The organism is Stenotrophomonas sp. GD03654 (assembly GCF_029845105.1).
GTDB lineage: Bacteria > Pseudomonadota > Gammaproteobacteria > Xanthomonadales > Xanthomonadaceae > Stenotrophomonas > Stenotrophomonas africana.
The window spans coordinates 1-13364 of the sequence record NZ_JAOCLC010000096.1; the positions used below are offsets into that span (position 1 = coordinate 1).

At 68.0% G+C, this 13364-nt stretch carries 13 protein-coding genes; 6 read left to right on the forward strand and 7 right to left on the reverse strand.

The genetic code is table 11. The annotated features are described in order from the left end of the window. Positions 1-5: 5 nt before the first annotated feature. Both N5J73_RS22325 and xerD read right to left on the reverse strand, forming a co-directional pair. Positions 6-791, reverse strand: a complete 786-nt coding sequence (locus tag N5J73_RS22325; RefSeq protein ID WP_049447586.1) for a DsbC family protein — start codon at positions 789-791, stop codon at positions 6-8. A 99-nt stretch (positions 792-890) separates the two neighbouring features. Beyond that, the gene (xerD, locus tag N5J73_RS22330) at positions 891-1868 is read right to left on the reverse strand and encodes a site-specific tyrosine recombinase XerD (RefSeq protein ID WP_049447585.1); all 978 of its coding nucleotides are present in this window, start codon (positions 1866-1868) and stop codon (positions 891-893) included. Positions 1869-1924: 56 nt separating this feature from the next. On the opposite strand from xerD, the gene N5J73_RS22335 reads away from it, so the two are divergent. Continuing rightward, a complete protein-coding gene (locus N5J73_RS22335; RefSeq protein WP_049447584.1) occupies positions 1925-2416 on the forward strand; it encodes an RDD family protein in 492 nt (163 codons plus the stop codon). A gap of 179 nt (positions 2417-2595) precedes the next feature. Here N5J73_RS22335 and lptG read toward each other — a convergent pair whose 3' ends face one another. Then, on the reverse strand, positions 2596-3702 hold the full coding sequence (gene lptG, locus N5J73_RS22340) for an LPS export ABC transporter permease LptG (protein WP_049447583.1): 1107 nt from the start codon (positions 3700-3702) through the stop codon (positions 2596-2598). Further along, positions 3699-4781: an LPS export ABC transporter permease LptF gene (gene lptF / locus N5J73_RS22345; RefSeq protein WP_049447582.1), complete on the reverse strand. Its 1083-nt coding sequence runs from the start codon at positions 4779-4781 to the stop codon at positions 3699-3701. Before lptF ends, lptG begins: the two co-directional genes overlap by 4 nt. A gap of 104 nt (positions 4782-4885) precedes the next feature. On the opposite strand from lptF, the gene N5J73_RS22350 reads away from it, so the two are divergent. The 4 genes from N5J73_RS22350 (at position 4886) to N5J73_RS22365 (ending at position 10726) form a co-directional block, all read left to right on the forward strand. Continuing rightward, positions 4886-6364, forward strand: a complete 1479-nt coding sequence (locus N5J73_RS22350; protein WP_049447580.1) for a leucyl aminopeptidase — start codon at positions 4886-4888, stop codon at positions 6362-6364. Between the two features lie 82 nt (positions 6365-6446). Then, entirely contained in the window at positions 6447-6872 is a 426-nt protein-coding gene (locus N5J73_RS22355; protein ID WP_049447578.1) for a DNA polymerase III subunit chi, read from the forward strand. A gap of 72 nt (positions 6873-6944) precedes the next feature. Continuing rightward, a complete protein-coding gene (locus N5J73_RS22360) occupies positions 6945-9773 on the forward strand; it encodes a valine--tRNA ligase (protein ID WP_164078735.1) in 2829 nt (942 codons plus the stop codon). Positions 9774-9904: 131 nt separating this feature from the next. After that, complete coding sequence (locus N5J73_RS22365; RefSeq protein WP_049447576.1) at positions 9905-10726, forward strand: EamA family transporter; 822 nt, start codon at positions 9905-9907, stop codon at positions 10724-10726. A 36-nt stretch (positions 10727-10762) separates the two neighbouring features. Here the strand turns inward: N5J73_RS22365 and rimI are convergent, their stop codons facing one another. The 3 genes from rimI to pssA are packed head-to-tail and all read right to left on the reverse strand — an operon-like array spanning position 10763 to position 12539. Continuing rightward, positions 10763-11260, reverse strand: a complete 498-nt coding sequence (gene rimI / locus N5J73_RS22370; protein WP_049447575.1) for a ribosomal protein S18-alanine N-acetyltransferase — start codon at positions 11258-11260, stop codon at positions 10763-10765. After that, the gene (locus tag N5J73_RS22375; RefSeq protein WP_049447574.1) at positions 11257-11766 is read right to left on the reverse strand and encodes a hypothetical protein; all 510 of its coding nucleotides are present in this window, start codon (positions 11764-11766) and stop codon (positions 11257-11259) included. The genes rimI and N5J73_RS22375 overlap by 4 nt, the downstream gene beginning before the upstream one ends. After that, complete coding sequence (gene pssA, locus N5J73_RS22380) at positions 11763-12539, reverse strand: CDP-diacylglycerol--serine O-phosphatidyltransferase (RefSeq protein WP_014035915.1); 777 nt, start codon at positions 12537-12539, stop codon at positions 11763-11765. The genes N5J73_RS22375 and pssA overlap by 4 nt, the downstream gene beginning before the upstream one ends. Positions 12540-12619: 80 nt before the next feature. Here pssA and N5J73_RS22385 point away from each other — a divergent pair, with 80 nt between their 5' ends. Then, positions 12620-12994 (forward strand): DUF4124 domain-containing protein, encoded by a 375-nt coding sequence (locus tag N5J73_RS22385; protein WP_029379706.1) that lies wholly within the window; start codon positions 12620-12622, stop codon positions 12992-12994. The last annotated feature ends 370 nt before the right edge of the window (positions 12995-13364 follow it).

Below are 13364 nucleotides of genomic sequence, written 5' to 3' on the forward strand. Positions count from 1 at the left end.
CGGCGTCAGCGTTTGGCCGACAGCTTTTCCAGCGCCGCGCGCAGCTGCGCCGGCGGCAGGTAGCCGCCCAGCTGGGTGCCATCCGGCGCGAAGATCGCCGGCGTGCCATTCACGCCCAGCTGCTGGCCCAGCGCGTACTGCATCGCCACCGGGTTGGTGCAGTTCTTGGCCGGCACGCTGCCACCGCGCTTGGCATTGGTCAGCGCCTGGCGACGATCCGCCGCACACCAGACCGAGATCATGTCGGTGTAATCCTTGCTGCCCAAGCCCATGCGCGGGAATGCCAGGTACTCGACGCTGATGCCGTTGCGGTTGAGCTCGGCGATGTCCTGGTGCAGCTTGCGGCAGTAACCGCACTCGATGTCGGTGAACACGCTGATGGTGTACTTGGCGTTCGGCGCGGCAAACACGATGCGGTCGCCGTGGTTGGCCTTGGCCAGCAGGTCACGGCGGTAGCCGAGCAGGCCTTCGCTGTTGGCCGGGCCTTTGGCGCGGGTGTCGTAGGGCTGCGACTGGAACAGGTAGCGACCATCATCGGACACATACAGCAGCTGCCCGGAAACGACTACCTCGCGGAAGCCGGGGAACGGTGCAGCACCGATGTAGTCCACCTGGAAGCCGGGATTGAGCGCGGTCAGCGCGGCGCGCACGGCCTGGTCGGCCGAAGCGTTGGCGGCCGGGCCGGCCTTGGCCGCAGCAGCGGCGGGTGCCTTGGCGGCCGGCGGAGCCGGCTGGGCGCAGGCGGTCAGGCTGAGCGCACCGAACACGGCGGCGATGGCAAATCGGAGCATGGAGCGTTCCGCGGCAGAAGAAGACCCCGGATTCTGACACAGCCACCGCGACCGGGCCGCGACGCCGCACACGGCGCAAGGCAGGGTTCAGGCCCTCGCTCAGCCGCGTGGATGATGCCGGGCGTGCAGCTTCTGCAGGTGTTCGCGCGCAACCAGGGTGTAGATCTGGGTGGTCGACAGCGAACTGTGGCCGAGCAGCATCTGCAGCGCGCGCAGATCCGCGCCGCGGTTGAGAAGGTGGGTGGCGAAGCTGTGGCGCAGGCCATGCGGACTGATCCGCACCGGGTCGATGCCGGCCACCTGCGCGTGGCGCTTGACCAGGTGCCAGAACGCCTGCCGGGTCAGTGCATGCAGCGTCGGCTCGATGAACAACGGGGTCTGCCCATCGGCCAAGGCCTGTACTCTGCCCTTGCCGACCAGCTGCGGGCGCGACTGCTGCAGGTAACGCTCCAGCCAGTGCTGCGATTCCTCACCCAGCGGCACCAGCCGTTCCTTGCTGCCCTTGCCGGTAACCCGCAGCACGCCCTGGCGCAGGTTGACCGCGGTGGCCGGCAGCAGCACCAGCTCGCTCACGCGTAGACCGGCGGCATACATCAGTTCCAGCATGGCGCGATCGCGCAGGCCCAGCGGGCTGTCGATGTCCGGGGCCGCAAGCAGCGCATCGATCTGGCTTTCGGCCAGCGCCTTGGGCAGCAGCCGTGGCAGCTTCGGCGGATCCAGCAGCGCGCTGGGGTCCTCGCTGCGTTCGCCGCGGCGCACGCCATCGGCGAAGAACGCCCGCAGCGCCGACAGCAACCGCGCATTGCTGCGCGGCGACCAGCCATGCCGGGTGCGCCAGGCCAGATAGTCGAACAAGCCCGGGCGCTCGATGCCGGCCAAGCCACCGTCGCGCCCATCCATCCAGCGCGCCAGCCCTTCCAGGTCACGCCGGTAGCTGTCGAGGGTGGCGCGGGCCAGGCCGTTCTCGGCCCAGATCGCATCGAGGAAGCGCTGGATGCGCACGCTGTCGTCGGCGCGCAGTTCGGGCAGTTGCTGGACCAGCTGGCGGCGTTCGGCGGGGGTGGAAACAAGGGCCATGCGTGCAGGATACGAGGGCCACTGCGGGCACGGCCAGCTTTGCGTATGCTCGGCGCATGTCCCGCCCTGCCACCGACACGGCCTCTGCGGCCGCTACCGAATTGCCCCGCCCGCGTGCGCTGCTGCCCTGGCGCGTGCTGGCAATGGTCTACGACGCGCTGCCGGTGCTGGCGCTGTGGATGCTGGCCGGCACGCTGTTCACCCTCGCCTACACCTTCAGCGGCCACGCGCAGCGCGAGAACATCGCGCCGTTCAGTGCCTGGCAGTGGCTGCTGTGGGCGGTGTGCTGGGCGATCACGGGGTGGTACGCCACGGCCAGCTGGCGCCGCGGCGGGCAGACACTGGGCATGCGGCCATGGCGGCTGAAACTGCAATCGCGCGATGGCACCCCATTGCGGCGCGGCCAGCTATGGCTGCGTTTCGCCGTGGGCACGCTGTCCCTGCTGCTGGGCGGCCTGGGATTCTGGTGGGTGTGGGTCGACCGCGAACGCCTGACCTGGCACGACCGCGCCAGCGGCACCCGTCTGGTGCGCATGCCGAAACGGTGATGCACGACCTGTAGAGCCGAGCCCATGCTCGGCTGGCAGGCGGTGCGCAAAAAGCAGCCGAGCATGGGCTCGGCTCTAAAGAATCCAGCACGCTGGGCCGGGATGCTGGTGGTCCTGGCGCGGATGCCGAAGCGGTGGATTGCCCCGGTAGCGCCGGGCATGGCCCCGCGCTACCAGAATCAGCCCGACTTGCGCCGGAACAGCAATCCGGACACCGCCAGCATCACGATCGGCGGCAGCGCATAGGCAATGCGGTAATCAAACTTCAGCGCGCCGGCCATGCGACCGAAGAACAGCTGCAGCAGCCAGAAGCCCAGTGCAAACAGGATGCCCAGGAACAGGCGTTTGCCCATGCCGCCACTGCGCAGCGAACCGAACGCGAACGGCACCGCGGCCAGGCACAGCGCCAGCACGTTCACCGGGTAGAACCAGCGGCTCCAGTACACATCCTCGAAGTCGCGCGCATCCAGCCCGTTGCGCTGGCGGTAGGCAATGCTGGTGCTCAGCTCGGCCACACTGAGGTTGCGCGGCTTGGCGATGCCGGTGGCCAATGCGGCCGCATCCAGCTTCGAATTCCACGGTTCACGCGCGATTTCCTGGCGGGTCGCCGAGCGCTCGCCGAAGGTGTCGCGCCGGACCCCGGTCAGCACCCAGCCGTCCTTGTCGTGCTCGGCGGTGTCAGCATGGGTCAACGCGGCAATCTTGCCGTCGTCGGCGATACGGTACAGGCGCACATCACGCAGGATCAGGCGCGTGCCCTTGTCACCCACCAGCTGCTCCTCGCCGCTCTGCGCATTGAGGAAGGTATCGCCCTCGCGTGCCCACAGGCCCGAGTAGCGGGTGGTGGAAATGTCCCGCCCCCACTTGGCGCTGGCCTTCAGCGCATCGGCGCGGTCCTGGCCCCAGGGGCCCAGGGTCTCGGCGCTGAGCACCATCACCGCGGTCAGCAGCGACAGCGCGATCGCCACCGATACGCTCAGCCGCTTGCGCGACAGGCCCAGCGCGCGCAGCGCCGTCAGTTCCGAAGTCGCGGCCAGCTGGCCCAGGCCCATCAGCGCGCCGATCACCGCAGCGGTGGGGAACATCGTGTAGGCGCGGCGCGGCACCGTGTACAGCACCCACGCGGCGGCATGGCCCAGGGTATAGCCGTTCTTGCCGATGTCCTTGAACTCGCCGGAGAAGGCCATTACCACGTCCAGGCCGACCAGCACGGCCCAGGTCAGCAGCACCGTGGTGAACACCGACTGGCCCAGGTACAGGTCGAAACGCATCGGGCGCAGCCTCATGCGCGGGCTCCCTTGGAGCGGCCCAAACGGCCATCACGTGCATACATCCAGATCGCCAGCGCCAGCAGCGGCAGGGTCAGCCACCACAGGCCGAGCGCGGGCGGAATCTTGCCGTTGGCGATCCAGCCGCTGCCGATGAACATCAGGTTGGTGCCGACCATGTAGGCCATCAGCGCCAGCATCATCCGGCCGTAGCGCTGCTGGCGCGGCGAGCTGCGGCCCAGCGGCACGGTCAGCAGGGCGAACGCCAGGGCGATCAGCGGCGGCGCCAGGCGGCGGTGCAGCTGCGCCTGCGCCTGCGGACGCTCATCGCCGATCAACTTCAGGGTCGGCATCAGTTCGGGGTCATCTTCGGTGCGGGTCTGCGCGCCATCGGGCAGGGCCACGTCGTTGCGGGCGAAGGTCGCCAGCCGGTAATCCAGCGCGCCAGCCACCGGCCCCTCCACCTGGTGGCCATCATCCAGCTCCAGGAAGCGCTGGCGGGTGCCCTCGAAGAACATGCGGCCACCATTGGCGGACACCACTTCCAGGCGGTCGTCCTTCTGCCGCTGAAGGAATACCTTGCCCAGCTGGGTGCCATCGGGCGAGATCGAGGACAGGTAAACCACGCCGCCATTGGGCAGCGGGGTGAAGCGGCCCGGCTCCAGGCCCGCCATCAGCACGCTGCGGTTGGCCTCGATGATCATCTGCTCGGCCATCCGGCCGGCCCACGGGCCCAGCCACAGCGAGCAGGCGCCCACCAGGGCCACCACCGGCACCACCAGCATCAGCAGTGGCCGCAGCAGGCGTTTGGGCCCGACGCCAATGGCGGTGATCACCGCCATCTCCGAGTCGCGGTACAGGCGGGCGATGGCCAGCAGCAGGCCCAGCATCAGCGCCAGCGGCAGGATCAGCGGCAGGTAGGCGATGAACTGCAGGCCCAGCTGCGAGAACAGCAGCTTGGCCGGCAGGCGCCCGTCGGCAATGTTGCCGAGGATGTCCACCAGCACGCCGCCCACGCTGACCACCAGCAGGACGATCAGGGTAGCCAGGAAACTCTGGACGAAATCGCCCAGCAGGTATCGGTCGAGCTTCAGCATGGGGCGGTGGTTTAAACTCTGGGGTTCGTTCGCGGTGCCGCCCAGTCTACTGTCTGGGCGTAAACGGCCTGCGATTGTACGGACTCGCCAATGGAATCTGCTCAATGGCCCTCGAATTCACCCTGAACCACGTTGCTCCGGCCGCCGCCGCCGTTGATTGCCTGGTGGTCGGCGCGTATGCCGACCATACCCTGACCGCGGCCGCACAGGCCCTGGACACCGCCAGTGGTGGCCGCCTGGCCGCCCTCGCCCAGCGCGGCGACCTGTCCGGCAAGACCGGCGCGACCACCCTGCTGCACGACCTGCCGGGCGTGACCGCCCCGCGCGTGCTGGTGGTCGGCCTCGGCGAAGTCGCCCGTTTCGGCGTGCCGCAGTACCTGAAGGCCGTCGGCGATGCCGTGCGCGCGCTGAAGGCCGGTGCTGCCCGCAGCGCACTGTTCACCCTGTCCGAAGTGACGGTGAAGGACCGCGACGCGGCCTGGGCGATCCGCCAGGCGGTAATCGCCGCCGATCACGCCGCCTACCGCTACACCGCCACGCTGGGCAAGAAGAAGGCCGACGACGCCGGCCTGGCCCAGCTGGCCATCGCCGGTGACGACGCGCAGGCTCTGGCCCAGGGCCAGGCCATCGCCGCCGGTGTCGAGTTCGCCCGCGAACTGGGCAACCTGCCGCCGAACTACTGCACCCCGGCCTACCTGGCCGAGGTGGGTGTGAAGTTCGCCGGCGAGCATGAAGGTGCCGAAGCCGAGATCCTCGACGAGCATCAGATGGAAGCGCTGGGCATGGGCTCGCTGCTGGCCGTCGCCCGTGGCTCGGCCAACCGCCCGCGCCTGGTCGTGCTGAAGTGGACCAATGGCGGCGACGCCAAGCCGTACGTGCTGGTCGGCAAGGGCATCACCTTCGATACCGGTGGCGTCAACCTGAAGACCCAGGGCGGCATCGAGGAGATGAAGTACGACATGTGCGGTGGCGCCAACGTCATCGGCACCTTCGTTGCTGCGGTCAAGGCCAAGCTGCCGCTGAACCTGGTAGTGGTGGTGCCGGCGGTGGAAAACGCCATCGACGGCAACGCCTACCGCCCGTCCGACGTGATCACCTCGATGTCGGGCAAGACCATCGAAGTGGGCAATACCGACGCCGAAGGCCGCCTGATCCTGTGCGACGCGCTGACCTACGCGCAGCGCTTCGAGCCGGCCGCGCTGGTCGACGTGGCCACCCTGACCGGTGCCTGCATGGTCGCCCTCGGCCACCAGACCGCCGGCCTGATGAGCAAGCACGACGACCTGGCCACCGAGCTGCTGGCCGCCGGCGAACACGTGTTCGACCGCGCCTGGCGCCTGCCGCTGTGGGACGAGTACCAGCCGATGCTGGATTCAAGCTTCGCCGACGTCTACAACATCGGCGGCCGCTGGGCCGGCGCGATCACCGCGGGCTGCTTCCTGTCGCGCTTCGCCGAAGGCCAGCGCTGGGCCCACCTGGACATCGCCGGCGTGGCCAGCGATGAAGGCAAGCGTGGCATGGCCACTGGCCGCCCGGTCGGCCTGCTGAGCCAGTGGCTGCTGGACCAGGTCGCTCGCGCCTGATGCCGTACCTGCCCCTGGCCGGCGCCTGCCGGCCGGGGCATCCTCCGGCACCGCCGGAACCCTGCCTGACCCGGACCCTGCCATGCCCCGCGCCGACTTCTACCTGATCGCCAAGCCCCGTTTCCTGACCGAGCCGCTGCGCCTGGTCTGCGAGCTGGCGCGCAAGGCCAACGACGCCGGGCTGTTCACCCTGGTACTGGCCCGTGACCAGGCCCAGGCCGAGGAACTGGACGAGCTGCTGTGGGCGTTCGACAACGATGCCTACATCCCGCACCAGATCGTGGGTGAGGATGTCGACGAGGAAGAAGCGCTGGTGCTGATCGCCCCGCCGGGCGGTGACGCGCCCGTACGGCCGCTGGTGATCAACCTGCGCGACGAACCCTGGCTCGGCCAGTGCGAACGCGTGCTGGAAGTGGTGCCGGCCGACCCGGAAGCGCGCGAACCGCTGCGCGAACGCTGGCGCCAGTACAAGACCGCCGGTTACGACCTGAACAAGCACGACATGTAAGGCCGCGCCGGCCCCCTTGATGGGCCGCTGCCGCGCCCTGATCCTTCAACGATTACCTCTTGGTTCCCCCGCATGACCCAACTCGCCTCCAGCTACGACCCGAAGTCCTTCGAGACCGACCTCTACGAGGCCTGGGAGAAGGCTGGCCACTTCAAGCCGTCCGGCACGGGCGAGCCGTACACCATCCTGCTGCCGCCGCCGAACGTGACCGGCACCCTGCACATGGGCCACGCCTTCCAGCAGACGCTGATGGATGCGCTGGTGCGCTACCACCGCATGCGCGGCTACGACACGCTGTGGCAGGTCGGTACCGATCATGCCGGCATCGCCACCGAAATGGTGGTCAGCCGCAACCTGGCGCTGGAAGGCAAGGGCGAGACCCGCGATTCGCTGGGTCGCGAAGGCTTCATCGGCAAGGTCTGGGAGTGGAAGCAGCAGTCCGGCGACACCATCGAGCGCCAGATGCGCCGCCTTGGCACCTCCGCCGACTGGTCGCGCAGCACCTTCACCATGGACCCGCAACCGTCGGCTGCGGTCAACGAAGCCTTCGTGCGCTGGTACGAACAGGGCCTGATCTACCGCGGCCAGCGCCTGGTCAACTGGGACCCGGTGCTGAAGACCGCCATTTCCGACCTGGAAGTGGAGAGCGCCGAGGAAGACGGCTTCCTGTGGTCGATCGCCTACACGCTGGATGAGGGCCTGAGCTACGAGCACATCGAGCGCGACGCCGACGGCGTGGAAACCCTGCGCGAAACCCGCGACTATCTGGTCGTCGCCACCACCCGCCCGGAAACCCTGCTGGGCGACACCGCGGTGATGGTGCACCCGGAAGACGCGCGCTATGCGCACCTGATCGGCAAGAGCGTGGTGCTGCCGCTGACCGGCCGCCGCGTGCCGGTGATCGCCGATGACTACGTGGACCGCGCGTTCGGCACCGGCGTGGTCAAGGTCACCCCGGCGCACGATTTCAACGACTACGAAGTGGGCGTGCGCCACAGCTTGCCGATGATCAACCTGTTCACCCCGGTGGCAGCGCTGAATGAAAATGCACCGGAGCGTTTCCAGGGTCTGGACCGCTACGAAGCACGCAAGGCCGTGCTGGCCGAGCTGGAAGACCTGGGCATCCTGGTCGAGACCAAGGCGCACAAGCTGCAGGTGCCGCGCGGTGACCGTACCGGCCAGGTGATCGAGCCGTACCTGACCGACCAGTGGTTCGTGAAGATGGACGACCTGGCCAAGCGTGGCCTGGAACTGGTCGAGGACGGAAGCATTTCCTTCGTGCCGCCGAACTGGATCAACACCTACCGCCACTGGATGAACAACATCCAGGACTGGTGCATCAGCCGCCAGCTGTGGTGGGGCCACCGCATCCCGGCGTGGTTCGACGAAGCCACCGGCAGCTGCTACGTCGGTCGCAGCGAAGAGGAAGTGCGGGCAAAGCACAACCTGGCCAGCGACGTGGTGCTGAACCAGGAAAGCGACGTGCTGGAGACCTGGTTCTCCTCGCAGCTGTGGCCGTTCTCCACCCTGGGCTGGCCGAACGAGCAGGCCATGGCCGAGCGCGGCTTCGATCGCTACCTGCCGTCGTCGGTATTGATCACCGGCTTCGACATCATCTTCTTCTGGGTGGCGCGCATGATCATGGCCACCGACAACCTGGTCGGGAAGATCCCGTTCAAGGACGTCTACTTCACCGGCCTGATCCGCGACGGCCAGGGCCAGAAGATGTCCAAGAGCAAGGGCAACGTGCTCGACCCGCTGGACATCATCGATGGCATCACCATCGACGACCTGGTTGCCAAGCGCACTGGCGGCCTGATGCAGCCGAAGATGGTCGAAAAGATCGAGAAGGCCACCCGCAAGGAATTCCCGGACGGCATTGCTGCCCACGGTGCCGATGCGCTGCGCTTCACCATCGCCGCGCTGGCCACCCACGGCCGCGACATCAAGTTCGACATGAACCGCGCCGAGGGCTACAAGAACTTCTGCAACAAGCTGTGGAACGCCAGCCGCTTCGCGCTGATGAACACTGAAGGCGCGGCGTTCACCGGCGTTCCCAAGCCGCGTACGGATGCCGAGCGCTGGATTCTCTCGCGCCTGGCCGCCACCACCGCCGAAGCGCAGGGCCATTTCGCCGCCTACCGCTTCGACCTGCTGGCGCAGTGCCTGTACGAGTTCGCATGGAACGCGTTCTGCGACTGGTTCCTGGAACTGAGCAAGCCGGCCCTGAATGGTGCCGACGCAGCGGATGCCGAGAGCACCCGTCACACGCTGTTGTACGTGCTGGAAGCGCTGCTGCGCCTGCTGCACCCGCTCACGCCGTTCATCACCGAACAGCTGTGGCAGCAGCTGGCCCCGCGCCTGGGCCTGGCCGAAACCACGCTGTCGCTGCGCCCGTACCCGACCGCCACCGAATTCGCCGGTGATTTCGCCCAGGCCGAGGCCGACGTGGAATGGCTGAAGGCGGTGATCAGTGCGGTGCGTCGCGTGCGCAGCGAACTGAACGTGGCCCCGTCCAAGCAGGTGCCCCTGCGCCTGCAGGCTGGCCTGGAGCAGGACCGCGTGCGCATCGAACGTTTCAGCGCCTCGCTGTCGTTCCTGCTGAAGCTGGACAGCATCCAGTGGCTGGCCGAAGGCGAAAGCGCACCGCCGGCCGCCGCCGCGATCGTGGGCGAGCTGAAGCTGCTGGTGCCGCTGGAAGGCCTGGTCGATCTCGATGCCGAGCGCGTGCGCCTGGACAAGGAAATCGCCCGCGTCGAAGCCGAAAAGGAAAAGAGCGAGACCAAGCTGGCCAAGTTCACCGACAAGGTGCCGCCAGCCGTGGTCGAGCAGGAACGCGTGCGACTGGCCGACTGGAATACTCAGCTGGCCGGCCTGCGCGAGCAGCGCGCGAAGCTGTAAGCGCCGCACTCTGGTGCGTGCCAACCAAGGTTGGCACCTGCCACTGCGGGAGAGGTTGGCACCCACCGAAGCGGAATCGGAAACGCCGGGCGATGCCCGGCGTTTTCATTTCCGCATGGCATCATCGCTGGATGCCTCTTTCCATTTTCCTGCTGGTCCTCGCGGCCGCGGCCCTGCATGCCAGCTGGAATGCGATCGTCAAGCGCGGGCCGGACAAATTCCTCGGCACCGTGCTGGTCACCGGCAGCGCCGCGCTGCTGTCCGCAGCCGCCCTGCCATTCCTGCCATTCCCCGCCCCGCACAGCTGGCCGTGGCTGGCCGCTTCAGTGCTGCTGCAGGTGACGTACTACGGCCTGGTCGCCCGCTGCTACCAGCAGGTCGACATGAGCCTGGCCTACCCGCTGATGCGTGGCAGCGCGCCGATCCTGGTCGCGCTGGCGGGCACCCTGCTGGGCGAGAAGCTGCCACTGGCGGCGTGGCTGGGCGTGGCGCTGGTCAGCACCGGCATCCTGTGCATGGCAGTGGGTGCGCGCGGCGGCCAACTGCGGCTGCCGCTGCTGACCGCGGCGATGATCGCCACCTACACCCTGGTCGATGCGCAGGGCGCGCGCCAGTCCGGCAGCGCACTCAGTTACACGCTGTGGCTGTTCCTGCTATCGGGCGTTCCGCTGCCACTGTGGGCGCTGTACACCCGCGGTGGCGCGGTGCTGGTCTATACACGCCAGCATTGGCCACTGGGCCTGGCCGGTGGCGTCGGCACCACGGCGTCCTACGCGATGGCGTTGTGGGCGATGACCCAGGCACCGGTGGCGATGGTCGCGGCGCTGCGCGAATCGTCGATCCTGTTCGCGTTGCTGATCTCGGTGTTCCTGCTGCGCGAACGGATTCCGCACGCGCGCTGGCTGGCAGCGGCGCTCATCGTCGGTGGCATGCTGGCCTTGCGGCTGGCGTAGCGGTAATGCCGGCCGCTGGCCGGCAACCCTGCTCCTTTACAACGGCGGCATCGTCTGCAGGTCGCCGTCGACCAGTTCGATCGCCATCACCACCGCATCTTCGCGGCCCTGTGCGGCCGGATAGTAACGCGGGCGGCGGCCGATCTCGTTGAAGCCTTCGCTGTGGTACAGCGCCAGCGCCGGCGTGTTGGACGGACGCACCTCCAGGAACACACGCTGCGCGCCGCGGTCACCGGCCAGCTGCACCAGCGCGCGCAGCAGCTGGCGTCCGAGTCCACGCGACTGGGTCAGCGGGTCGATGCAGATGTTCAGCACATGGGCCTCGTCGGCCGCGATGCTGAGTACGCCATAGCCGATCAACTGGCCATCGCGCTCCATGGCCAGACCCGGGTAGCCCGCACGCAGGCAGTCGACGAAGATGCCGCGGGTCCACGGGAACGGATAGCCACGTACTTCGATCGCCATCACCGCGTTGAGATCGCTTTCGCGCAGCGCGCGCAGGCTGACCGGACCGGGCAGGCTGACCGCACTCATGGCGTGCCCCGCTTGCGCAGGGCACGCAGCTGCGGCCACAGCGCACGCTTGGCGGCCGGGTCCTGACGCAGCTGGTCCAGCGGCCAGCTGTCCATCAGCGCCTGCGTGGCCGGATCGTTGGGGTTGCAGCCGGACGCACGCAGCAGGGCAATCTGCAGGCGATCCGGCAGGCGCACCACCGGCTGCCGCGCATTGCCGCCCGGCAGTGGACGACTAGGAGCCGGCGCGGTATCCGGTGCGCTGACCGGAGTCTCGCGACGCGGCGGCGCCGGGCGTTCCTGTCGGGAAACCGGTGTGGCTTCAGCCCGGGGCGCGCGCGCGGGTGCAGTAGGTGCCCGCGCCTGCTCCGCCGCTGACGCGGCAGCCGTCTCGGCTTCGGCCACACTCAGCTGCAGCGCGGCATCCAATTCCGCGGCCAACTGGCCGTCGTGGTAGACGGTGTAGCCCATGGCCTGCAGCCAGGCCTGCTGGGCCGGTGACCACAGCACGGGCAGGTCCTGGCTCACGCGGCCTCGGGCTTCTTGCGCAGGCGCTGCACGGCCCACATCAACGGGCCGGACAAGGCGTACAGGATGCCGACTGCGAACAGCACACGCGGCAGATCGATGACCGCGATGGCGATCGCCACCGGCACCAGTGCCAGCACCAGGAACGGCACGCGGTCGGAACGGGTGCCCTTGGCGGCACCGCCCTTGAAGCTCCAGAAGCGGATGCGGCTGACCATCAGCAGCGCAGCGATGATCGTCACCGCCAGCGCCACGTAGCGCAGCTGGTTGCCATCCCAGCCCAGGTTGCCATCGGCAAAGGCCCAGACGAAGGACATCATCAAGCCAGCCGCAGCCGGGCTGGCCAGGCCGACAAACCAGCGCTTGTCGACCACCGCCACCTGGGTGTTGAAGCGGGCCAGGCGCAGCGCGGCACATGCGGCATACAGGAAAGCGACGGCCCAGCCGACACGGCCGAGCAGCGGGTCATCGAACTTCAGCCACGACAGCGACCAGTGGTACATCACCAGCGCCGGGGCCATGCCGAAACTGACCAGGTCGGCCAGCGAGTCGTACTGCACGCCGAATTCGCTGCTGGTACCGGTCAGGCGCGCAACGCGCCCGTCCAGGCCATCCATCACCGCCGCCACGAACACGGCGATGCTGGCGTTGACGAAGTCCCCGTTGGCCGCGGCGATGATCGCGTAGAAGCCGGCAAACAGGCCGGCGGTGGTGAACAGGTTGGGCAGCAGGTAAATCGTGCGCGAACGCGGCGGCGGTGTGATCGGGTCCATGGAATCCAGTTTAATCGACTTGCCAGTGCTCGGCGCCAATGCTGCAATCGGCGTTCTACGCCCATTCCGTGGAGTTTGCCATGCGTGCCCTGTCCTGCCTTGGATGCCTGCTGCTGTTGGCCAGTGCCAACGTCGTGGCCGGCCCGGTCTATAAATGGAAGGACGCCAATGGCGTGACCCAGTATTCGGAGACCCCTCCGGCGGGCAGGAAATTCGAGACCCGTGCGCAGGCGCGCAGCCCACAGGCTGCGGCCAGCGCCGAGACCCCCGCCGCACCGGTGCCTGAGCAGTGCAGCACGGCCCGGGCCAACCTGGCCCTGCTGGACGGTGGCGGCCAGGTGATGCAGGACACCGATGGCGATGGCAAGGCCGATACCCCGTTGGCTCCGGAGCAGCGCAGTGCGCAGAAGGGATTGGCTGAAGCCGCCATCAAGGCTTACTGCCCGGCGGAGTGAGGGTATCGGCAGGGCTTGCAGCCCTGCACCTGCTTCAAGCAACGGCAACGTCAAACGCCAAAGCGGCTTCCTGAGGGATGGCGGGGCACTGTGGGTTTGCGGGGACGCCGTAAACCCATCCCTGGGGGCTTGGTCGCCGCATCCATGCGGCTCACACCCCGCAAACCCACAGTGCCCCGCCTTCGACAGTTGGCCGGTGGCCGGTGGCCGGTGGCCGGTGGCCGGTGGGCAGTTGATCCACGCCATATGTGGATCAATCTCCATGGAAATCGAATATTTCGGGAATTGATCGAACAGCAGCCGAGCAAGGCTCGACTCTACAGAAATGCAGGCAGGTCGCAGGAATCTGTCGAAGGCGGGGTGGGTCCGG

Bases quoted from the DNA above. Each gene is read 5' to 3' on its own strand.
- N5J73_RS22325 (WP_049447586.1), bottom strand. From the start codon at position 791: ATGCTCCGATTTGCCATCGCCGCCGTGTTCGGTGCGCTCAGCCTGACC.
- xerD (WP_049447585.1), bottom strand. From the start codon at position 1,868: ATGGCCCTTGTTTCCACCCCCGCCGAACGCCGCCAGCTGGTCCAGCAA.
- N5J73_RS22335 (WP_049447584.1), top strand. From the start codon at position 1,925: ATGTCCCGCCCTGCCACCGACACGGCCTCTGCGGCCGCTACCGAATTG.
- lptG (WP_049447583.1), bottom strand. From the start codon at position 3,702: ATGAGGCTGCGCCCGATGCGTTTCGACCTGTACCTGGGCCAGTCGGTG.
- lptF (WP_049447582.1), bottom strand. From the start codon at position 4,781: ATGCTGAAGCTCGACCGATACCTGCTGGGCGATTTCGTCCAGAGTTTC.
- N5J73_RS22350 (WP_049447580.1), top strand. From the start codon at position 4,886: ATGGCCCTCGAATTCACCCTGAACCACGTTGCTCCGGCCGCCGCCGCC.
- N5J73_RS22355 (WP_049447578.1), top strand. From the start codon at position 6,447: ATGCCCCGCGCCGACTTCTACCTGATCGCCAAGCCCCGTTTCCTGACC.
- N5J73_RS22360 (WP_164078735.1), top strand. From the start codon at position 6,945: ATGACCCAACTCGCCTCCAGCTACGACCCGAAGTCCTTCGAGACCGAC.
- N5J73_RS22365 (WP_049447576.1), top strand. From the start codon at position 9,905: ATGCCTCTTTCCATTTTCCTGCTGGTCCTCGCGGCCGCGGCCCTGCAT.
- rimI (WP_049447575.1), bottom strand. From the start codon at position 11,260: ATGAGTGCGGTCAGCCTGCCCGGTCCGGTCAGCCTGCGCGCGCTGCGC.
- pssA (WP_014035915.1), bottom strand. From the start codon at position 12,539: ATGGACCCGATCACACCGCCGCCGCGTTCGCGCACGATTTACCTGCTG.
- N5J73_RS22385 (WP_029379706.1), top strand. From the start codon at position 12,620: ATGCGTGCCCTGTCCTGCCTTGGATGCCTGCTGCTGTTGGCCAGTGCC.